Here is a 23822-nt window from a genome sequence, read left to right on the forward strand (position 1 = left end):
GCATTAAATCAATTTTTACTTTGACAAAAAAGTCTGTCCATATCAATTTGATGTAGAGATTGATAGTTGGCATTTTAAAACAAACTAATTGCTTTTTATGGAAGTCAAAAAAGTAACTTTTCTAAAAGAAGAGGTTGAAAAGACTTTCGGTAGAAAAATTCTTATCGCTTCAGATTGTGACAGTTTAAGCAAGGATATCTACCGGCAGACAAATGTAAAGCTAAGTTTAAACACTCTCAGACGCTTCTTCAATTTGATAAAAAGCAAGTATCAGGTTTCTTTATTTACTTTAGATTTATTGTCCCGTTACTGCGGCTTTCCTTCCTTCTCAGAGTTAGCGAAGGATGGAGAAGCATTGCCGCAGAATAGCAATGATCCGGGATTATTGAATTTTCTAACCTTACTGTTCAGTGATTCAGATGTAAAGTGTATTAATGATGTGACGTACATTAACTTAATTCATACTACTATAGTTTATTTAGATAAGAAGCCAAATATTATTGATCAGCTTCAACGACGAATAGCAAAAACATCAAACGGGCAAATATTTTATTATGAACAGTCGATTAATATCGACAAATTGGATTCATACTATGGAGTAGGCCTGTGTTATTATTTGAACGAAAAAAGAACAGTTGAGGCCCAAATATTCGGAAACGCTCTTCTCTGTTTTCGTTACTGGCTTACAATGAATAAGGAAGGGATTAAAAAGCATCACAAAGAGGTTTTGTGTTATACTATTTATGAAAACATACCACCGTCTATAGCAGGTAGGTATTTTGCTACTCAATTGTATTTTGCAGAAGCTTTTAATAGGGAAATAAGCTCTATCCTAACTCGGGCGCGGGAATTTTATAGTTCTATAAAACCTTCAAAATTCATCTATCAAGATTTTCCGGCTTTTGAATATATACTGTCAGAAGCACTAGTACTTACCAATCAATATGATGAAGCATTGTTTTATATAAATGAAGCCATTAAAAAAAGGAATAATAAAGTCGCTCCTCATGTTGACTTAAGATTATTTGAGTCTATCTATTTAAATCAGGCAATAGCACTTGCAAATACCGGCAAAGAGGAAAAATCAATAGATATATTAGAGACAATTACTTCTATGAATTTTTACTTCTTGTCAAGAAACTTTAATCGAATCTTGTACTTCTCCTTACAGCAGACAATCAGAAAAAGAAAATCAATTGATGAGCAATTACGATACTTAGTGGAACAGACAGGATTCAAAAAGCTACTTGTTAAAAGTATGGAAACAGTAGCAGTAGTTCTACATGTCTTAATTAACGTACAGGTATTTTGTTTATCTAATAGCATAGGTTAATCTATCTGTTTAAGATTTCATGAAAGCTACTAATTGAATTAGCAGTTCATTGAAGCACGATGCCTGAAAATGCTTATTGTAGCATTATAAGGCCCGTCCCAGTTGTCTTATGCGTGTGAAATTCAACTGATATTAGAAGAAGATTACTGCAAATTTAATGAGCAAAAGTGGACAAAAAATTAGGCAAACCCTATTATATCTTAGAGAAAGAATTAGATGAATAAGAAAGATTTATAAGAGATCATTTAACTGTCGTTGAAGCGACACTTAGATTTAAGTGAGTGGACATTTTACTAGTTGCCCCCCCCAGTAGAATGGCTAGGGAAATTTCAAATTTTGACATTGCAATTTCCCATCAATTTTTTGCCAATCATTACTTTTTAAAATACCAAAACTATTAATAAATGATTAAGCATCGTTCATGCACTGCTATGCTCTTTCTATTACCCCTCTTTTTTTCTTGTGTCAACACAAGAAAGGCTACAAACTTCAATAATTTGGCTGACAGTACGATAGAGTACAAGATAGAAAACCTCGAGCCGGTAATCCAAAAAAATGACATCTTAAGCATTACCGTAAGCAGTGTTAATGCTGAAGCTACAGTGCCTTTCAATCTTTATGCTAAAACGACTTCTCAAGGGAACGTAAATGCTGGTACAGCCTCTCAAAGCAATGGTTTTTTAGTAGATCAAGACGGGACCCTACAATTTCCAATGTTAGGGAGAATAAAAGCAGCAGGCTTAACAAAAAAACAGTTGAAAAGTATTATCACGAGAGACTTAATACAAAAAAATCTTTTGTATGATCCTGTTGTTGACATCCGATATTTAAATTATAAAGTTACAGTTCTCGGTGAAGTAATACATCCATCTGTGTTTAATGTGCCAAGCGAAAAAATTACACTTCTTGAAGCCTTAGGGCTCGCAGGCGACTTAACACCTTATGCAAGACGCGACAATATTCTAATTCTCCACGAGGTCGAAGAAGGCAAGAGAGTAGCGAAGCGCATTAATCTAAATGACAATGAGTTATTGACCTCTCCATACTACTATCTTAAGTCAAATGATGTAGTATATGTTGCGGCAAATGAAGCTAAGGTTGCCAGTACCAGTACTACGAAACAATGGCTGCCGGTATTCATCAGCAGCCTCTCATTTATAGCAATTGTAGTAGATCGATTAACCAGATAATTTAAAATATAATAATGACATGGAAGCGAAAAGACCTATAATTTTAAAGAAGGAAAAAGGAGTTGTTGAGCGATTTATATACAGTTATTTGCCTTATTGGCCCCTTTTTGCCCTACTACTAGTTGTATTTTTAGTCGCTGGAAGTTTTTACTTGTACCTCACTAAACCGATCTATGAAATATCTGCTGATATACTAATTAAAGACGAGAAAAAAGGAGCTGATGAATCAAAAATACTAGATGCTCTAAATATTTATTCGTCCAATAAAATTGTTGAAAATGAAATTGAAGTTATTCAATCTAAAGAATTACTAAAAAAGGTTGTTAATAGTTTAAGTCTTTATGCCCCTGTTTTTGAGGCCACCCCTATAGCTTCCTATTCCGCTTTTACCTCCTCGCCCGTTACAGTTGAATTAGCAGACCCTGATATGATAGTAGAAGTTGTAGAAAGGATTGATTTTACTTATAACAAAATAAAAAAGACGATTGATATAGCGGGCAAGAGCTATCCTTTAGATCAATGGGTTACTACTTCTTTTGGGACAGCCAAATTTAATATTAACCGATACTTCAAAACAGCAACTACTAACAATCTATATTTTTCTCTGGTTCCTCCAAAGCAGGCTCTTAATAGCCTTATTCTAAATTTAAATGTATCTCCAATAAATAAGCTTTCGTCTGTAATTCATTTAACTATTAAAGATGAAGTGACTCAACGAGGTAAAGAAATATTAAACCTTCTTATTAGTGAATACAATCAGGCTGCAATAAATGACAAAAACCTTCTAACGTCGAATACCCTTTCATTTGTGGAGACTCGCATAAAATACGTAGTTAGAGAGCTGGACTCGATTGAAAATCAACTGCGAAAATTTAAGACTGACAAGGGAGTTGTTGATATAAGTGAACAAGGACGGCTCTACTTACAAAACGTGGGTGATAACGACCGTAAAATGACCGAGGTAAATATGGAAATGGCAATGTTAAATGAAGTTGAAAAATATGTTCAGGCCAAGGATAGCCAGATTGGTATAGTACCTTCTATAGCTGGGTTAAAAGATCCGTTGCTTGCACAATTACTACAAAGGTACTACGATGCCCAAATGCAATACGAAAGATTAAGAAAGACGATACCAGGAGGAAATCCAATAATGTTTTCGTTGAGAAATGAAATTGACAAAATGAAACCCACAATTTTGGAAAATATTCAAAATCAGCGGGTAAGCATGCAGGCAAGCAAAAGCAATTTAAGTGCAAGCACCGGCACATACAATTCCATGCTTCATTCAATTCCCGGAAAGGAAAGAGATTTATTAAATATAAGCCGACAACAAACTATAAAAAATGCCGCTTATTCATTTTTATTACAAAAGAGAGAGGAAACAGCATTGGCAAATGCCGCTACTGTTGCAGATAGTAGAATCATTGATCACCCAGAAGCATCATTCTTACCCGTCAGCCCAAAAGTGTGGCTAATATTTCTAGGGGCTTTTGCGCTTTCAATGATTTCGGGAGTAATTTTTATAAGTGGAAAAGAATTGTTAACAAACAAAATTTTATTTCGTACCGACATTGAAGCCATAACAAACGCTCCAATTGTGGCTGAAGTAATTAATGTTAAGGGGAAGAAAAAATCTTTTATCATAAATAATACTATTAAAGAGGCTGCCTCAATCGAGCAATTCCGCCATCTTAGGGCTAATCTAGGCTTAAACAACAGACAATTGGAAAATAAAAAGATACTTGTTACGTCAAGCGTTGCTTCTGAAGGGAAAACTTTTATCAGTAATAACCTTGCATTAAGTATTGCTAACTCGGGGAGAAAAGTAGTATTAATCGATTTCGACTTGAGAAATCCTAAAACTACAGGGTGGTATAAAAAATCAGTTGATAGGGGAATCGCGGACTTTTTAGAAAGAAGTGAACAAAAAATTGAAGACATTATTTACACTACCGATCACCCGAAACTCTTTTTGATACCTGCAGGAAAGTCCCGCAGTAATCCTACAGAGTTGCTGTTGAATGCAGATTTAAGTAAACTGTTTGACTATTTGATTAACATCTTCGATTTCATAATCATTGATTCTAGCCCCATTGATCCTGTTACTGATGCTTATATACTTTCTGAATATTGTAATTCCACCTTATTTGTTGTTAGGCATGATTTCACAACAAAAGCGATGGTAGAACTATTAGATGCAAGTAATAAAGTTAATGCTCTTCGCCACGTATCTATTGTTTTTAATGGAATTAAGCCAAGGGGTTTCTTAAAGAAGGGATATGGTAGTGGGTTTGGTTATGGACTCAAAAAGGTATATAGTGACAGCGTCTATGAAGGACAAAGCACGAACAGTAACGTTTAGCATTTCTTTCATTCTCCCTTAAATTTTTGGTTCTAAAATTTTTCCTTGACTACAAGCTGTAGTTAGGTTGGGCGAAGCCTGTCCTTTAAGAAAAAGATGTAATGCAGAAAAAGTTGAATGAACTGAAGGTCGATTGTTAGCAATGGCGACAGAAGTGTAAGCTCAACCAAGGGTCTGTAAATGCTTCCGCCCACAAACTGCAAAATTTTATCGAACCTTAGCCTGGCGCACCTGTAGCCCAGCTCAGCGAAGCTTATTCTTAAAAAAATACCATTTAAAAGAAAACAATTATGTTGACAAGCAAAAATTGGTTTGCTATTTATACCATGCCCAGGTGGGAAAAGAAAATAGCTGAAACATTAAGCCGGCAGGATATAACAGTTTATTGTCCTCTTAATTCGGTATTAAGACAATGGAGTGATCGTAAAAAAATAGTTCAAGAACCATTGTTTTCTTGCTATGTTTTTGTCAGGGTGGATGGGCGGGAAATGATTAAGGTTAAAGAAATTGAAGGGGTTGTTAATTTTGTAAGCTGGTCAAATAAGCCCGCCGTCATAAGAGATGTAGAGATTGAAATTATAAAGAAATTTTTAGACGAACACACCAATGTTAAATTGGAAAAGCTAGATATTGACGTGGATGATTTCGTTCGTATTGAAAGTGGATTATTAAATAAACGCGAAGGAAGTATAATTTCAATTAAGAAAAATTCTGTCACAGTCGTTCTTCCTGCTCTAGGTTACCAAATGACAGCAGAAGTTGAAAAATCTAATGTAACGGTGCTGTCAAGGACGCCAAGAACTGGCGCACAAAGACAAGTGTCTAGGTTAACTTGAATATTTGCTTACTCTTTCCATATTCTTTCCAAGGCAATCAATAGTTGAGATTGTTCTTCAAAATTTAAACAATCTAAAATCATTAAGATGAAGATATTAGTTACGGGAAGTGCCGGCTTTATCGGCTTTCATTTAAGCATTGCATTGTTGAAGAAAGGACATGAAGTAGTTGGTTTGGATAATTTAAACAACTACTATGACGTCGACCTAAAGTATGCGCGTTTAATTGAAACTGGAATTGATCCTACAGAGATTGCTTGGAATAAAGAAGTGCGAAGCATCAAATATAACCTCTACAAGTTTATTAAATTAAACCTCGAAGACAAAAGGGAGTTAATGGCATTTTGTAAAAAGAATAATTTTGATGTTGTTATAAATCTTGCAGCACAAGCAGGAGTGCGCTATTCAATTTTAAATCCCGACGCTTATATACAATCTAACCTTGTAGGCTTTCTTAATCTGTTGGAGGTCTGTCGACATAATAAGGTTAAGCATTTAATTTACGCGAGTTCTTCTAGCGTCTATGGTTTAAATGAACAAATACCGTTTTCAGTAGAACATAGCACCAATCATCCCGTTTCACTCTATGCTGCCACGAAAAAAGCCAATGAATTAATGGCCCATTCTTACAGCTACTTATATAAACTGCCTACAACCGGGTTACGTTTTTTTACAGTGTATGGGCCATGGGGCCGTCCAGACATGGCATATTTCCTTTTTGCTGATTCTATAATGGCAGAAAAACCTATTCAAGTCTTTAATTATGGTAAAATGAAAAGAGACTTTACTTATATCGATGATATAATAGAAGGCATAATTAACGTGCTTGAAAAACCTGCTACCTCGTGCAAAAAGTGGAATGGAAAACAGCCGCATGCGTCTTCATCCATTGCCCCATATTGCGTTTACAATATCGGAAATAATAAGCCTGTAGAGTTAATGATTTTTATAAAGGAGCTGGAAAAAAATATAGGCAAAAAAGCAAGAATAGAAATGAAAGGAATGCAGCCGGGTGATGTAATAGCCACTTGGGCAGATGTAGATGATTTAATAAAAAAATTCAATTATAAGCCTAACACAACAATACAAAGCGGATTAAAGAAATTTACAGACTGGTATAAAGGCTATTATTCAATTAAGGAACTATCCCAACTAAGGGTGGAAACAGTATAAAAATTAAAATACGATAAGACGTTGTTATTTAACTTTTGTTAGTCTGCTTGAATTACCAGAGTGACTTTTGCAATAGAAGAATTCCTGAAAGTTTAGAAAATCATATTTATATGAAGCCAAAATCTTTTATTCAGCGCTTTTTGATTTCTACTTTAGGCTTTTCAAGATATCTCTACCTAGTATCCACATATAGGATCACTACATTTGGTTTAGGCAAAGGACAAGATGATTTCAGATATTTCGTTTCCCTTATCCCGGAAAAAGGACATATACTTGATATTGGTGCAAATATTGGCGTATTAACGCACTTTCTGTCCAGAAGCAAGAAAAGCGCAACTATTCATTCGTTTGAGCCTACCCCATTTAATTATGCTAACCTAAAAAAGGTGGTAAATAGGTTTAAACTTACAAACACTCGAACATATAATATTGGTCTCGGTGATAGTTCTTCTAGTGTAGATATGATCATACCAATTATAAACAAAGTAAAAAAGCATGCTCGTTGTCAAGTTTTTGACGAGGAGTCTATTTACAGTGAGGGTGAGAGATTTAAAATTAACGTTGATACATTAGATAACATTTCTTTCTTTCGGAATTTTGAAAATAAAGTATCCGCAATTAAAATAGACGTGGAGAATTATGAATATTTTGTATTCAAAGGGGCTATCAACCTAATTAGAAATCACAGACCTATTATATTTTGTGAAATTTTCCCTTCAGACCGAAAGTTGAAACTTATAGCTTTCATTGAAAGTCTCAATTACAATATCAAGGTTCTCACAAATAATCGTTTGGTTGATTTTGATTCTTATGCCAACTTAAATGTAAACTGCTTCTTCATGCCAGCTGAAGATGGTGTGCTAAAAAAGGCTATATAAAAGCAAAAGACTTTCCCTGGTTTGCGCTTTTAAATTCTTGTTCTATTGTTCCATAGATAAATTCTATACTTAATGTTGCAAGACAAACTCGCCCGTAGCACTTTTTCGGGGTTCATTTATTTGCTTTCTGCTAGTGGCATCCAGGTGTTTTTGAAAATAGGTGTATTAGCAATTTTAGCTCGAATTATAAGCCCAAGGGATTTTGGTTTGGCTGGTATAGCTATAATTATAGTTGAGTTCTCAAAGTTATTTACACAGATGGGCGTAGGTCCCGCTATAGTACAACGAAAGGAATTGGAAGATAGGCACCTTACAACTGGCTTCACGCTTTCCTTATGTATGGGTGTTCTTTTTGCTGGGTTCTTATTTCTAGCAGCTAGCACATTAGAAGTCTTTTTTAGGATGGAGGGCCTCGCACCTGTACTGCAGGCTATTTCAGTAGTTTTCTTTGTCGACTCGACTACTCTCATAGGCCAGGCACAACTACAGCGTAACATGAAGTTTAAACTTCTTGCTGCCTTGGAGGTCATGTCTTATGCTATTGGCTACGGCGCAGTTGGTATAAGCTTAGGATATTTAGGCATGGGCGTATGGGCCTTGGTTATTGCAAATATATCTCAAGCAGTTTTATACGCCGCTTTAGTGATGATTGTTCAACCATTCTCAAAGCGACCGGGATTTAACTATAATGCATTCAAAGAATTAATACATTTTGGAGCGGGTCATACGCTTGCAAGAATAGGAAACTACTTAGCCATTCAAGGTGATAATCTGGTTGTTGGACGAACACTTGGGGCAGCTTCATTAGGTATTTATGGACGTGCCTATCAATTCATGGTTATGCCTTCAAGTCTTTTCGGGAATACGCTAGATAAAGTATTATTCCCTGCAATGTCAAAAGTGCAGGATGATAAACAAAAGCTAGTAAAAGCGTATTTAACTGGAACAAGCCTTATTGCATTGATTGCAATTCCTATTAGTGTATTATTTGTATTTCTAGCTCCTGAAATTATACTCTCATTACTCGGACCTCAATGGAAGGAAGTAATAGATCCATTTAGAATACTTGCTTGTAGTCTCCTATTTAGAATGAGTTATAAAATGAGTGACTCTTTGGCTAGAGCAACTGGTGCCGTTTACAAAAGAGCATGGAGACAGTTGTTATACGCGGGAGCAGTATTCTTAAGCTCATATATAGGACACTTTTGGGGTCTTAATGGGGTAGCGTGGGGTGTAGCACTGACTTTAGTAGGCAATTTCTTCATGATGAGTCAATTAAGCAATAAGCTCATTGGTAGTACTTGGCTCGATCTGGCTAAGGCTCACACTCATGGAGTTCTTTTAGGAATAACGACGGGTGTCTTTAGCTATTTCATTGTGAATATAAGCAGGCAATTCAACGCCTTCTATATAACTCTACTGTGTACTGGAATCGGAGTAATTGTTTTATTGTGTTTAGTCATTTGGGCATTCCCAAGTTTTTTTATTAGGAATGATCACAAAGCGTTGGTAGAAAAACTTATTCTAAAACGGTTTAAAAAAATATCTCTTGAAGTTATATGAATCAAACTGTTAATACTCTAAACTCGACCACGATTATTTCTTCAAGTAATCTGTTGGTTCACAAAGTACCATTAATTCATACTCTTATAACGGCATTTCATTCTTATGAAATCAGCTATTGCCATTGGAAAAGTAATGAACATCTCGATGCATCAATGAAAGCAGATACGGATCTTGATATACTCTTTGATGAAAAACAAAAAGACGAACTGGAGGTTCTGCTGATGGAGTTAGGCTTTAAAAAATTTGTTTCGATTAGACAAAAACAGTACAAAGATATAGAAGACTTTATAGGGCTGGATTTACATTCAGGCAAAGTAGTCCATCTGCATTTGCATTACAAGTTAACCTTGGGCGAACCTTATTTAAAAAGCTATCAACTTGATTTGCACAAAAAGATTTTGGAAAGTAGAGTTTGGGATGATGAATTTGGTATTTACCGTTCTGATCCTAACACGGAGCTAATACTACTCTATATAAGAGAGGCTTTGAAAATGAGGAATAGGGACATGGTTAAGATGTATCTGAAAAACAAAATATACTATTCTGAAAATCTTATCAGGGAATATAATTGGTTGAAACGGCGTTGTTCAAGCGAGGATATAAAAACAATACTGAAAGGAATGTTTACTAATTACCTGCCCGTTTTTTTTATTGTCTTTGGCAATTTTAATCGCATTGAAACGCTTAAGTTATCTGTAATAATTAAAAAAGAATTTAGGAAAAACAGGCAATTCTTGCCGCTAGGTGCTCTTGCTAGACGGTGGTACAGAGAAATATGTGTGAAGTCGTATAAAAAAACATCCAAGTTTCTTAATCGGCCAATTATGTCACACAGAATTAATCCACGTGGTGGTCTTATTGTTGGAGTTGTGGGAGCAGACGGATCGGGTAAATCAACAGTTACTGCAAACCTGTATAACACGTTCGAAAAAAAACTGGATGTTTACAAAATTTATTTCGGTAGGGGAGTTGGAAGAGTGTCTTTACCAAGAAAGATACTTCTAGGCTTTAAAAAATTTTTTGTACAAAATCCATCCAAAAAGCAGCTTGAAAAATCAGCCCAAAGCGTTGCAGATCCAAGAAAAGGATTTATTGCAAATGTTTACAAATGTTTAGAGGCACTTCTTGTGGCGAACGAAAAACGACGCAATATAGCCTTAATGCAGGCTGCTAGAAAAAAGGGAATGCTTGTAATATGTGACAGATTCCCGCAGAATCAAGTGATGGCTTATAACGATGGTCCTCTCCTTCATCATCTTTCTACATCACGTAATATCATCCTTAGGGCCATTGCTAAAAAAGAAGCGAGTATATATGCATTGGCAGAGGCTAATCCTCCTGACCTATTGTTTAAGTTGATTGCTAATGCAGAAGTAGTAGAAGCTCGCAAGCCAGGAGAACATTCTCTAGAAACTCTCGAAAAAAAAATAGCAGGTTTTAAAAACATGGAAATTTCAGGTAAATGCAAAGTTGTTAGTATAGATGCTGCCCGACCTCTAGAAGAGGTGCTCTTCATTGCTAAAAAGGAAATATGGGCTTCTTATCTCTGATAAATTTACAGGAATGCATAACAGTACTAAAATTACAGAAACGCCTCAGGGAAGAAAGCCTTTGAGACAAAAAGCTTACACAATTGAATTTGTAGGTCCTCCTGGGGCAGGTAAAACTTCGAGTTGCAAATGCTTATCCGCCTTGTTGGAAAGTAACGGTTATACTGTATGTAAATGGCAGGATGTGAAGGATTACATAAGGAAAATGGCCTTTACTAAAAAATGTCTTTTGGTGCTAAAGCTCGTCTTATTCAGAGGTCAATCTTTAATGCTCTATACAACTTTGTTAGCCAGTAACAGTATATACAGCAGAAATTCAATTTACAGATACATTAGGTTAACACTTTTTGACCTTGCCCTTAAACAGCTACTAAAGAAAGAAAAAATAGATGTTGTGTTGCTTGATCAGTGGACTATTCAAGAGATGTGGTCAGCAACCATATTTAGGGCAAAGTCATATAGCAGTATAAGTAAAAGTTTATCGAAATTTTATTTCAGTACCGATATTATTTTCTATTTCGATGTTGACATAAACACTGCAGTAGAAAGAATAGAAATGCGTCCTACAAAGACTAGCAGGTTTGATCGAATGACCCGAGAGAAAAGGACGCAAGAATTGGAAAAATACAACTCTTACTTGTTCCAGCTTTTCGAAAGTTCTGACTGCACCCAGAAACACTTGTTTTCGGGCCACGATAGTCCCGAAAAAAACGCAGTCCTAATTGCTGAGCATTGTAAAATGAATTGCCAATTTAACTAAAACTCCTGTATGATATTAATTGTTTTAGCGGTTCTTTTAATAGTAGCTTTTTTAATTGATACTAAGCCATTTCCATACCTGCTGATGTTATACTTTGTCTTTTACGACATGTTTGATGGTTTTTATAAAGACGAAAAAATTTTTTCTGCATTACGTTATTTAGTACCCTTAACGCTTATACTATTCTACATTATAAAGTATAGAATAGTAAAGCATATCGAATTTATTTTTGTCGCTTTAGTATCTTATCTCTTTTTGTTATGGTTGTTAAATGCTGGAGATCAGATTGTGACGGCCAAAAGTGTCTTGCCAGTTATTATAACCTTGTTGATGATACCTGTAGGGATGCATTTGGGTATGAGTAATAACGTAATTGGGGAGTTTAAGAAGTATAACCGGTTACTGTTAATTGCGCTGCCTTTATATATAGTTTATGCAAATAAAGTAGGTATTGCCGGGTTTTACTCTGATGCCTTCTCTACTGGTTTTCTAATTACTTCGAGATTGTATGTCATTCCCATTATTGTTTTTTTAGCTATTCATTATGCTCTTACTGACAAAGAAGAAAACAGGATTATTCAAGTAGTTGACATATCATTTATTCTTATTAATACTTGTATGCTGTTGTTGAGCACGAGGCGAACTACATTATTAATGCTTGCTGCAGCAATAATGATATATGCGCTTTTTAATAAGAAGTTATTTCTAAAGATGTTGATGCTCGTTTTTATCTTAATATCCGCTTTAATAATCAGCTTCCCCCTTTATCAGGAACGGCTCATGGGGCAGCTTGAGAAAAGGGAGCGCATAGAAAACTTAAATAGCTTGGAGGAGGAAGGAAGATATTTAGAAACCTTTTACCTTATTGATTATCATAAAAAGAATAGGGATGTCGCTGAAATACTGTTTGGCGTCAATTTATTCGATACTTATGATTTTGGTACCAGATATTTTGGTAGAGATAGGCCTATCCACAGTGATATTAATATGATAATTTTTAGCACAGGATTAGTAGGGCTGTTTCTTTTCATATTGTTTTTCAGTCACTACTTCTTAAATGGAAATAGTCTAATAACCCAAGAAAACAAGAAGCTGTTTTACCCTCTGATAGTTAATTTTTTGATAGTTCTAGTACCTGGGCGATTCATTGGAACACTCACTTTTCCACCACTTCTTATGTTGTTATTAGCGGCTCTGAAATATAATGAATACTATATTGAAGCATCCCATGCCGAAGAAAATGAGCAGCCTGTACTCTACACGTATTAGCTCAACCAAGGCATTTCTTATAGAGAACTAGACTCTGGTAAATATCCATTTTTCTATTAAAATTTTACTTTATGTGCGGAATAGTCGGTAGTATAAATAACGATCTATCTAACGAGGTGGTGCAGCTTACTTGTCATCGAGGCCCAGATGAATTCGGATTGAAAAAAATTTTAATTGGCTCCTTTTCAGTTCAATTATTTCATCACCGTTTGTCTATACTAGATCTTAGTAACAACGGAAGCCAGCCAATGACCTCTTCGGATGGACAAGGAATTATTATTTTTAATGGAGAAATTTATAATCACCTCCAGCTTCGCGATACTCTTAAAAATGTTCATTTTAAAGGTCACTCAGATACAGAAACTCTTGTAAACTTTTGCCGCAAAGAGTGTACACACCACTCATTGTCAAAACTCAATGGCATTTTCGGTTTTGCCTATCTAGATATTACCAACAAAAAAATATTTCTGGCAAGAGACCGGTTTGGTATAAAGCCGCTGTATTATCACTTTAAAGGTAATCAGCTGCTTTTCTCCTCAGAGATAAGAACTATCATAAGCGAGGTTGAGCCGCGATATTCTATTGGCGTAATAACAACTGCACTTCAAATTCGTCATGTCCCCGCACCCCAGACATTGTTAAAAGATATATTTAAAGTTGAGCCAGGGCAATTAATCACCATTGATTTAGATGACACATTTTCAATTTCTAAAAGCTATTATGCTGATCTGCCAAGAAAAAAACGATTATTTGATGGCACTAAAAAACGATTGGTTGTTGAATATGGACAACTACTTGAAAAAGCTGTGGAAAGACAATTGCTTTCCGATGTTGAAGTAGGCGTTTTTCTTAGTGGAGGTGTTGACTCTTCGCTTATAGCTGCGATTGCAAAAACAAAAGTGGAAAATATTAAAGGTTTTACTGTAGGCTTCGACGATAAATTACTTGATGAGCGGGCAAGCGCCAGTGAAACTGCAAGCTACCTCAACATTGAGCATTATACGGAAGAAGTGAAGTTCGATAATTTCTTTGAAGAGTTTGAGCATATTGTAAACATAATAGAAGAACCGGCAGATACAGGTTCTATATTTCCAATGTATGCATTATCTAAGCTCGCCGCATCAAAAGTAAAGGTAGTTCTGAGTGGACAAGGTGCCGATGAACCGTTAGGAGGTTATAATAAGTATAAAGCCTTACCTGCCGTTGATTTTTTAGTTAAAGCTCCTGTTTTACCTCGTCTTTTCGGTTATTGTGCCAAGTACATCAAACACCGGGATCTTCGAAGAATTTTTTCCTCTGTAGGATCTTCAAGCAACCTCGATGCTTATTTTGAATTTAATAGCCTTTTCGGAAATCATGCTCTACATGAGCTAATGAATAAAAATGAAATTGAAAGTGTGTCTTCTAAGTATTACTCAGCTCTAAGGAATTACCATACTGTTTTAAAAAGTAAAAATAATCTTCCCCTTCGTCGAAGTGACCTCTTTCCCTATCTTGATACAAGGACAAAATTGCCAGAAACGCTCCTTAATTACACTGATAAAATTACGATGCATTTTGGATTAGAATGTCGTGTTCCTATGCTTGATAACGATTTGGTTGAATTCATCGAATCATTGCCGAGGAAATATAGATACAGCTATAGGAATGGTAAAATCATTCACAAAGAGTTCGCCCGGAATTACCTTCCCGAAGAAATGGTCAACCGTAAAAAGTTAGCTTTCCACGGTCCTTCTAAAGATTATATTAGAAGGAAATCAGCAGAAATCAAAGTATGGCTTATCCAAAATGATAACAGATTTTTCTGGAGAATATTTAATAAGGACGCAATAATTAAACTTGTTGATGAGCATGCATTGTTTGGAAATAGGGAAAAGGAAATTATTCTAATAATAAGCACCATTTTATTGACTAGTAAACAACGTACTACTTCTCATGCCAATAAAAGTCTTCTAAATATTATTGATATAGCTACCTGTCTGGGTGCTTGCGCGGAATACTTTTAGAGTTGATAATAATCAGAGTATTAAAAGTTTTAAAAACCAAAAGAATGCCTATGAAAGTCTTTTTTGTCTGCGGTGGTAATATTAAAAATTTTGAAATTGTTCCTTTCATCAAAGAACAAGGTGAATCATTAAAAGAGCAGGGAATTGATGTTGATTACTTTCCGGTTGTAGGAAAGGGTTTTTGGGGTTATTTAAAAGCGGGAATGAAAATTAGAAGGCACTGCAAGAAAAATAGGTATGATTTAATACATGCTCACTATACATATTCCGGTTGGGCAGCAGTAATTGGCTCAGGAAAAATTCCGGTTGTTTTATCCCTACTAGGTTCTGATGCTTATGGAAATTTTATAGGCGTCAACAAAGTCAGTCTTAGTAGTAGATTTTCAACTCTTTCAACATGGTTGATACAACCTTTTGTAAGAGAGATTATTTCTAAATCGAAGAACATAGAGAAATATGTGTATCTAAAGCATAAGTCAAATTTAATTCCAAATGGAATTAATAAGCGCAAGTTCAATCCTAAAACGATAAACGGAACTTGTCGCTGCCCAAACAAGAAGAGAAATGTACTTTTTTTAGGCAATAAGAAAGATGTTAGGAAGAATTATTCGCTTGCAGAAGCTGCAGTTGCAAAATTACCGTTTTCTAATGTTGAACTTATAAATCCTTATCCAATAGCACATAGCGAAGTACCGCTTTATCTAGCTAAGGCAGATGTTATTGTGGTTCCATCGTTAATGGAAGGCTCACCAAACATAGTAAAAGAAGCGATGGCTTGCAACTGCCCTATCGTCGCAACAGACATAGGAGATGTTAGATGGGTGTTGGGAAATACAGAGGGGTGTTATATATCCAGTTTCGATGTTGATGAGTTCTCTGAAAGAATTAAGGAAGCTTTAATTTTTTCAGAAACTGTTGGACGAACTAAAGGCCGGGAGCAAATTTTAAAACTTGGTTTAGACTCAGAAACTATTGCGAAGCAAATTATTGAGGTATATAAAAAAGCAGTAAGCTAATGGCTGTGGATAACTAAAGCTCCTAAGATTTCTTTATTAATTTCTTATCGCCAGGGCATTTGATAACGACCAACTACTATTAGGGCTAAAATGAATAGTCAAAAATAACCAGGCTGCTACCTACACGTTTTAATGAAGGATGCTCCGTATTTCGCACTTTAAAGTTGGATGCTAAATAATAACCGGTAGGATCCATCGTACTTCTTATTATCTCTGTGCATGACAACGGACGTAGTTGCCGTAACTGCAACCCAATTAATAATATGGTTAATAATTAAAACTAATGTTATGGGCATACTTGTAAGGAAACGTAAAGAAAAGGTCTTGATTGATATTAAACATCCTGCTCAACTTAACCTGTTTAAAGGACTATCGAAACAGTTAAAAGATGAAAATTGGGACGTTACGATTTGCTACCTGAAAAGAGGCAAACTACCGAAAATTATAGAATCTGAGTATGCCGGATTTAATACAATTCCCGTCGGCAGTAGCAGGGGCAGTAAGTTCTCGATCCTGTGGAATGGCAATGTGAGGCGAATGTTTACTTTTTTAGATCTTATTAGGAAAAACAGATATGATATTTGTGTAGCTGCAAGTAGCATTCCTCTTGCTATGGCTTGCAAACTTTCAGGAACCCCTATCATTCAATTTTATGATGATCCTGAAAGAAAGAAAGTCAATAGCTTAAATGAGAGATTTTCGAGTCAAATGTTTTTCCCCCCAATAGTGGAGAAAACTAACAAGACGTCGATTTTTAATTGTTTAAAAGAATGGAGTTACCTGAGTCCAAAAAGATTTAAGCCCAATCCGTCAATACTTGCCAAGTATAATCTTACCCCCTACCAATATGTTTTCATTAGAGAAGTAAGTAATAAATCCTTCAATTACTATAACCAGGAGGACGCAATTATTTGCTCCTTCTGTAAGAAAATAGACGCAAATACTAAGGTGGTTTTATCATTAGAAGATAAAAACTATGCTACTAAGTTTCCAAAATCGTGGATCATCCTGGAGGAGCCAGTCGAAGACATACACTCTTTAATTTATTATTCCAGGTTAGTAGTTTCTTCGGGAGATAGTATGGCACGCGAAGGTGCAATGCTAGGTATCCAAAGTGTTTATTGCGGCATAAGAAAAATGAAAGCGAATGAACTGCTTATCGAACAAGGTATACTCAAGCATTTGCCAGGTGAAGAAGCGGTGACATGTATTAATCAAACAATCGACCAACCCTTTAATAACACTCGGCAGATAGAAGTTAGAAGACGGCTACTTGAAACATGGGATGATATGAACGAATTTATGAGGCATCAAATTAATCAATATAAACTTGTAATAAAATGAGAATTTCAATTTTTGGATTAGGATACGTTGGATGTGTAAGTTTGGGATGTCTTGCTAGAAATGGTCACGATGTTATAGGAGTTGATGTAAGTTCTTTTAAGGTAGAACTTATTAATAGCGGAAAGCCGACAATTTTAGAAAAGGACATTGATGTTATAATCAAAGATGGATATGAGAGAGGTCGAATATCTGCTACAACGTGTGCGGATGAGGCGGTAAATAATACTGATTTAAGTATAATTTGTGTGGGTACGCCATCATCTCCTCATGGCCATTTAGATCTTTCATACATTTATAAAACAGCAGAGCAAGTAGGCAAGGCGATTCAGAAAAAGGAAACCTTTCATACTATTGTTATAAGAAGCACTGTTATGCCCGGAACAAATCAGAAGGTTGGGGAAATTGTGGAAGAAATTTCAGGAAAGAAAAGAGGAGCTGATTTTTCTGTAGTATCAAATCCCGAATTTTTAAGAGAAGGTTTTGCAATCAAGGATTATTATCATCCTTCAATTACTGTTATAGGCGGAGACCATAACTATGCAATCAAAAAAGTAGCGTCTATCTACCAGGGTTTAGATGCGCCTATAGAAATTACGGACATTAAAATTGCAGAGATCATTAAGTATGTAAACAACTCTTATCATGCCTTAAAAATAGCTTTTGCTAATGAGGTAGGAAATGTTTGTAAAGCTGTTTCGATTGACTCTCACAAGGTAATGGAGTTGTTTTGTAAGGATACACGGTTAAATATATCAACTTCTTATTTTAAGCCCGGGTTCGCTTATGGAGGTTCTTGTCTCCCAAAAGACTTAAAAGGGTTTTTGACATTAGGGCATGATAATTACCTAAATACTCCTGTTTTGAGATGTATAAATAATTCAAATGAGAATCAAAAGAAGATAGCTTTCGAAATGGTAGAAAAGACTGGTAAAAGAAATGTTTGTTTTATAGGGCTAAGCTTTAAAGAAGGCACAGACGACTTGCGGTACAGCCCTTCAGTTGATCTGGCAGAAATGCTTATTGGCAAAGGTTATTATGTTACTATCTACGATGAAAATGTTCGTCTTTCCAAACTAATAGGTGCTAACAAAGCCTATATAAATGAACGCTTGCCCCATCTATCTTCGTTAATAAGTAACGATCTTAACATGGCAATAAAACAGAATGACGTAGTTGTTATAAATCACAAGAACTTTGATGCATCTACATATGGGCATCTATTAAAGGAAAAACATGCTGTTATTGACCTGGTTCGTATAAATGAAATTGAGTGTCTACCAAATTATGAAGGTTTGTGTTGGTAACTCATTGCATTCTTTCAATGCCCGTATTTCAGAATTCCAATTGCTGTAGCCTTAATCGCCTTAGAGTATTTATTTATCCTGCTATCAAGCCTTTCTTGCAAAGTCTTTTAATTTTCCCAGTTATTTAGAAAGATCCTTTTGCTCCCCTTTTTAATTGTTGTTATTATAACTATCTAAGCAACATTTTTTTTACAGAACTAGCTTTGATTACGCACCTGGTTACCGGCAATTTTTAGTTCTTTAAAATATTCTTAGAATATTCTCCTAACCTATAACAATTAACCTTAAAAATTATTCTTTGACAATCCTTTAATTTATGTTTTATGATTACCTTAAAAATAAAAACCCCGTTTTATTTTAAAGAGGATGTCCTAACAATCATTACGGCCTTTTTTATATCTGTTTTCTTTTTTTGGCAATTTAACTTTTCAAGAGTTGAATGCATTATTCTATCCTGTTTTATTTTTTTATGGGCTTTATTAGAACATATAAGAAAAGTTTATTTTTCGAGAGTGAATAATGCAATTAGTAAGTGGACGACTAATTATATAAAGGCGTATGGCTTATTTGTAGCAACGATACTGTTGTTCTATATGTTAATTCCGATCCCCTTTGTAAATAAAAAGGGAATAGCAGCTATAGCAATTGGTATTCCCCTCCTTGATATTCTAGTTTATTCTGCATTTATTAGTTTCAAAGCTTTCGTAGGAAAAACTAAGGAACAGGTAAAGTATACTTTAATTGCAGGTACAGGAACTGTAGCAAAAATTGTTGAAGAACAGCTTTACTCACGTCACGTCGGCAGCCATCAAATTAAAGGCTTTATAAATTGCACGAATAGGGAGGCTTGTACAGTAGGCCAGGAAAAGATAGTGAGTAATTTAAAGAGTATTCAGCAATATTTACAAGAAAATCGGGTTGACGAGATTGTGATTGCTTTACCTATCGAACATACAAAAAAAATACAAAATATCATTTCTGCTGCCGATTATCATGGCATTCGAGTAAAGTATGTGTTTGATTACAAACATATTTTTGGAAGAAATTGTAGGTTAACACGATTGGGTCAAATTGACGCAATAAATGTGCGTCAATTACCAGTGGAGGGGCTACTAGCTTCTTTTAGTAAAACTTTTTTTGACAGAACGTTTTCAGCCTTGGTTTTACTTTTTTTGTCTCCACTGTTTATAATTCTTTCTATCCTAATCAAACTTGAGTCTCCCGGACCAGTGTTTTATTGCCCAATGAGGATAGGAAGAGCGGGTAAGCCTTTTAGAGTATTCAAATTTAGAAGTATGCGTCAGAACGATCCTATTTCAGGCGGTACTTTGTCGACTGAAAAAGATGATGCAAGAATTACCAAACTGGGCAAAATAATAAGAAAATATAGTTTGGATGAGCTGCCGCAATTCCTGAACGTGTTGTTAGGAGATATGAGTGTAGTAGGTCCAAGGCCGCACAGACAATTTCTTAATAAACAACTTCAGCAGTGCGTTTATCTCTATATGGTTAGACACTATGTAAAACCAGGCATAACAGGGTGGGCTCAAGTTAATGGTTGGAGAGGTCCAACTGATACTGAACAACAAAAAAATGAACGAACACGCCACGATTTATGGTATATAGAAAATTGGTCTTTTTTACTGGATCTAAAGATTATCTTCCTCACTGTTTTTAGCAGCAAGGTTCATAGTAATGCTTTTTAGATTCTCCCTCTCCACAACGGAAAAAATCAACCACTTCTTTTAAGCTGCTAGACATTTTCACTACTAGTAGCCCGTCTACGATGGACTGGAAAAACAAAATCTAAGAAAATATAAAATCATGCTTATAATTTAAAATAGTAGCCATGAAAAAACTTATCCTCATCTTACTACTGGTGATTTCTAAATTTGAATTAGCTGCTCAAACAGTATTTCCATTTGGCTCTTCCTGGAAGTACCTCGATAACGGCTCAAACCAAGGGTCAGCATGGACTGGTCTCGACTATGACGATAGCAACTGGAAGAGTGGTAATGGAGAATTGGGGTATGGGGATGGGGATGAAAGTACAGTAATAAGCTTTGGTTCTAACCCAAGAAAAAAACACATAACTACTTACTTCAGAAGGTTAGAACGCTGTTCAGATCCTTCTTTTTTTTCTTCCTTTTTATCGGAAATAAAAAGGGACGATGGGGTGGTGGTATATTTAAATGGTGTAGAAATTTTTCGTGACAATATGCCGTCTGGCCCTATCTCTTATAACACGTTTGCCGCGTCACTTAGTAATGAACGTAACAATATTAGAAGCTTTACTACAAGTGCCTCATTGGTTTTAAAAGGAATCAATGTTATTGCTGTTGAAATTCATCAATTTACCCATAGCAGTGATGACATCAGTTTTGATATGCGTGTAACTGCTAATCCTGCAGTAGCCGATCCTACCTCAATTCCTTTTGGCTCTTGGTGGAAGTACCTTGACGATGGGTCCAATCAAGGCACTTCCTGGACCGGAATATCTTTTTCAGATGCAAGTTGGAAAAGCGGACCGGCTACACTTGGTTATGGAAATAGAAATGAAAGTACGGTTGTAAGTTTTGGGCCCGATGCTAACAACAAACATATTACTACTTATTTTAGACGCACTATTTCGTTGCAAAATCCCGAAGCTTTCAAAAAATATAGTTTTAGCGTAAAGAGGGATGATGGAGTAGTAGTGTATATAAACAGTAAAGAAGTTTATCGTAATAACATGCCTTCAGGCCCTATATCTTATACAACTCTTGCACTTGGTTCTGTTGACGAAAACGGTTTGCTTCGAACCTTCAACGTTAACGCGTCTGCCTTTACAACAGGTATTAACGTAGTTGCTGTAGAAATTCATCAATCAAATCCTACCAGTACTGATATAGCTTTCGACTTAAGCCTAGAAGGATTTGTAGAACCACCTGAACAGGCCAGGATTACTAGTGGGCCTTTTATTGAAAAAATAACTGAGACAACAGCCAATATTAGATGGACAACAAATCTGGCTACTGATTCTAAAGCTGAAGCGGGTACAATCTATGGCAATTATATAATTTCTGCCACTGAAAATAATATTGCAACTGAACATCAACTACAGGTGACCGGATTAGTAAAAAATACCAAATACTATTATCGTGTCGGTGCAAGTACAACCGGGTGGCTGTTAGGCAGTGTGTTAGACTTCTTTACAACAGCTTCCACTGATCAGACTTCCCGAAGCTCTAACATAAATGTACCCTTTGCTAAAATTGTTGGACAAAACACGGGATCAGACATCAGGGATGTAGATATTAAATTAATAAAAGATGAGGCGATTCAAGTCGTTCCCTCTTTAATTAAAAAAGGAGAAAGTGTGAAAATTAGTGCAAATACAAGCGAAATAGTTGACGCCATTCTGCTTGATACGAATGGACGTTTAATTCACTCAATTAAATTCTCAAACACTACTTACCTTGATACGAACGACTTACCTACTGGCATTTATTTTATAGCCTTTAGAAATAAAAGCAAAGTTAGGACGCACAAGTTTGCGGTTGCAAACTAAATACTTAGACCTGTCGTTTTGATGTTTGTGAATTCTATCCTCAGAAAACTACAATTGATTTTCTCACACATCTCGGAGTTGCGAAATTGGCACGAGCATGTTGCGGACTATTATTAGATAACTTAGGACTTTGAAACAAGACGCTCATTTTTGCTCAAAATAGTAAGATGTAAACTCGCTACTTCTGAGCTTTCTGCAATTGGTGAGCAAAAAAGGACAAAAAGTTAATACGAGAAATAGATAGCTTTCTTTTTAGAAAAGTTAGTTACTTCTTGTCTGAACAATCCTAATGCACATTCTCCAATTTGCCTGCTTGTGTCCATGATGCATAATAGCATAATGCTTTTTTTCTGTTAGCGGAAGCTGGAATTGTCATAGTATTTTTTAAATACCGGATATCCATAAGGAAGAAGTATTCTATAACTACTGCTGAGGCAAATACTTTCCCTTAGGAACGTTAACTGCTAAATTTCCGGCCGATACTATAGCACTTACTAATCTTTCTTCTATCAACGACTCCAGTTCTCTTGCACTCATCTCTAAAACGTCCTCTTATGAAGAAGGCTATTCTTACTTCGCTGTGTTTTACACTAATGTCTTTTTCTTTCGCTCAATTTGCCGTTACACCGTTATCATCAATACCAATAGCGAGTAGTACTGGTCAGGTACCACAAGCAAAAGTTTGGACATACGCAAGTAAGCATTGGTGTATTCTGGCAAGTGCCGACGGTTTAAATGTATGGCGATTAGATGGTACGGTATGGGTTAAAATTTTAAACCTTGCCTCCGGGAGTTCTGCAAAGCCAGATGTAAAAGTGGTAGGCAATGTTGCTCATATTTTTGTTTACAAAGGCACAACTTCGGTATTGTATTCAATAGAATATGATGTTGCCACCGGTAAATACAAAAATTGGGCGCAAAGAACTTCGCGGGTGGAAATATCACTAGATGCAGGGATTCAAACAGGCACAATTGATATAGATGGAACAGGTAAAATGTGGCTGGCGTCCGATGCAAAAACAACTGTGAACGTGCGTTGGAGTGCTCCACCTTACTCTACATGGAGTGCACCTATTTCTATAGGTGCAGGGGTACTAGACTCAGATTTATGTGCAGTAGTGGCGTTACCAGGCAAAATAGGTCTTCTATGGTCCAACCAAGCTACAAAGAAGTTCTTATTTAGAACCCATTCTGATACAGATCCCCCTTCTACCTGGTCTGCTGAGGAGACGCCTGGCTATGACCCATCGCTACTAAACATTGGAAAGGGTTTGGCTAACAATTTTATTAACACAAAAGCTGCTCCTGACGGTAAGTTGTTTTGCGCCATTAAAACAAACTATAATACTCCGAATCAAATACAAAACGGCCTTTTGGTTAGGCAGGCAAATGGATCATGGGATCCTGTTTATGCCGTTACATTAAACGAAGGAACAACACCTATTGTTCTTTTAAACCCGGCTATTAATAAGGTGAAAGTTGTTTACACCGCTAGTAATGGAAATATCGTTTATAGAGAATCGTCTACATCTTCTATTTCTTTTGGTCCTGCAAATGTACTTATCAGTGGCGTTTATGATAATTCTACAAGTGTAAAAGAGACCTACGGTTCTGATGGTGTTGTGGTCCTTGCTTCAAACGCTACCCAGGCGGTAGGTATACTGGGATATGATAACCAAAATGTA

Annotated in this window: 17 protein-coding genes; all 17 read left to right on the top strand. The window is 35.9% G+C overall.

Features of this window, described 5'->3' with window-relative positions; translation table 11 throughout:
- Window positions 1-97: 97 nt before the first annotated feature.
- A complete protein-coding gene (locus SAE01_RS03345) occupies window positions 98-1333 on the top strand; it encodes a hypothetical protein (protein WP_147202202.1) in 1236 nt (411 codons plus the stop codon).
- A gap of 497 nt (window positions 1334-1830) precedes the next feature.
- Complete coding sequence (locus SAE01_RS03350) at window positions 1831-2523, top strand: polysaccharide biosynthesis/export family protein (RefSeq protein WP_246113148.1); 693 nt, start codon at window positions 1831-1833, stop codon at window positions 2521-2523.
- Between the two features lie 19 nt (window positions 2524-2542).
- Window positions 2543-4885: a GumC family protein gene (locus tag SAE01_RS03355; protein ID WP_147202203.1), complete on the top strand. Its 2343-nt coding sequence runs from the start codon at window positions 2543-2545 to the stop codon at window positions 4883-4885.
- A 290-nt stretch (window positions 4886-5175) separates the two neighbouring features.
- Window positions 5176-5721, top strand: coding sequence for a UpxY family transcription antiterminator (locus tag SAE01_RS03360; RefSeq protein ID WP_147202204.1), 546 nt, complete (start codon window positions 5176-5178; stop codon window positions 5719-5721).
- 87 nt (window positions 5722-5808) lie between these two features.
- Window positions 5809-6894 carry an NAD-dependent epimerase gene (locus SAE01_RS03365; RefSeq protein WP_147202205.1) on the top strand — a complete coding sequence of 362 codons (1086 nt, stop codon included), beginning with the start codon at window positions 5809-5811 and terminating at the stop codon, window positions 6892-6894.
- 110 nt (window positions 6895-7004) lie between these two features.
- A complete protein-coding gene (locus tag SAE01_RS03370; protein WP_147202206.1) occupies window positions 7005-7772 on the top strand; it encodes an FkbM family methyltransferase in 768 nt (255 codons plus the stop codon).
- A 72-nt stretch (window positions 7773-7844) separates the two neighbouring features.
- Window positions 7845-9335, top strand: a complete 1491-nt coding sequence (locus tag SAE01_RS03375) for a lipopolysaccharide biosynthesis protein (protein WP_147202207.1) — start codon at window positions 7845-7847, stop codon at window positions 9333-9335.
- A complete protein-coding gene (locus SAE01_RS03380; RefSeq protein WP_147202208.1) occupies window positions 9332-10888 on the top strand; it encodes a nucleoside/nucleotide kinase family protein in 1557 nt (518 codons plus the stop codon). The genes SAE01_RS03375 and SAE01_RS03380 overlap by 4 nt, the downstream gene beginning before the upstream one ends.
- 13 nt (window positions 10889-10901) lie before the next feature.
- Window positions 10902-11648, top strand: coding sequence for a nucleoside/nucleotide kinase family protein (locus tag SAE01_RS03385; protein WP_147202209.1), 747 nt, complete (start codon window positions 10902-10904; stop codon window positions 11646-11648).
- A gap of 9 nt (window positions 11649-11657) precedes the next feature.
- The gene (locus SAE01_RS03390; protein WP_147202211.1) at window positions 11658-12917 is read left to right on the top strand and encodes a hypothetical protein; all 1260 of its coding nucleotides are present in this window, start codon (window positions 11658-11660) and stop codon (window positions 12915-12917) included.
- A 71-nt stretch (window positions 12918-12988) separates the two neighbouring features.
- Entirely contained in the window at window positions 12989-14923 is a 1935-nt protein-coding gene (gene asnB, locus SAE01_RS03395; protein ID WP_147202213.1) for an asparagine synthase (glutamine-hydrolyzing), read from the top strand.
- Window positions 14905-15939 (top strand): glycosyltransferase, encoded by a 1035-nt coding sequence (locus SAE01_RS03400; protein ID WP_147202214.1) that lies wholly within the window; start codon window positions 14905-14907, stop codon window positions 15937-15939. Before asnB ends, SAE01_RS03400 begins: the two co-directional genes overlap by 19 nt.
- 288 nt (window positions 15940-16227) lie before the next feature.
- Complete coding sequence (locus SAE01_RS03405; RefSeq protein ID WP_147202216.1) at window positions 16228-17283, top strand: DUF354 domain-containing protein; 1056 nt, start codon at window positions 16228-16230, stop codon at window positions 17281-17283.
- Window positions 17280-18587 (top strand): nucleotide sugar dehydrogenase, encoded by a 1308-nt coding sequence (locus SAE01_RS03410; protein WP_147202218.1) that lies wholly within the window; start codon window positions 17280-17282, stop codon window positions 18585-18587. Before SAE01_RS03405 ends, SAE01_RS03410 begins: the two co-directional genes overlap by 4 nt.
- Window positions 18588-18910: 323 nt before the next feature.
- Entirely contained in the window at window positions 18911-20293 is a 1383-nt protein-coding gene (locus SAE01_RS03415; RefSeq protein WP_147202220.1) for an exopolysaccharide biosynthesis polyprenyl glycosylphosphotransferase, read from the top strand.
- Window positions 20294-20436: 143 nt separating this feature from the next.
- Window positions 20437-22137, top strand: a complete 1701-nt coding sequence (locus SAE01_RS03420) for a T9SS type A sorting domain-containing protein (protein WP_147202221.1) — start codon at window positions 20437-20439, stop codon at window positions 22135-22137.
- Window positions 22138-22691: 554 nt separating this feature from the next.
- Window positions 22692-23822 (top strand): T9SS C-terminal target domain-containing protein (locus SAE01_RS03425; RefSeq protein WP_147202222.1); only part of this gene is annotated, 1131 nt, incomplete at its 3' end.

It is taken from the genome of Segetibacter aerophilus, assembly GCF_007991655.1.
Taxonomy (GTDB): domain Bacteria; phylum Bacteroidota; class Bacteroidia; order Chitinophagales; family Chitinophagaceae; genus Segetibacter; species Segetibacter aerophilus.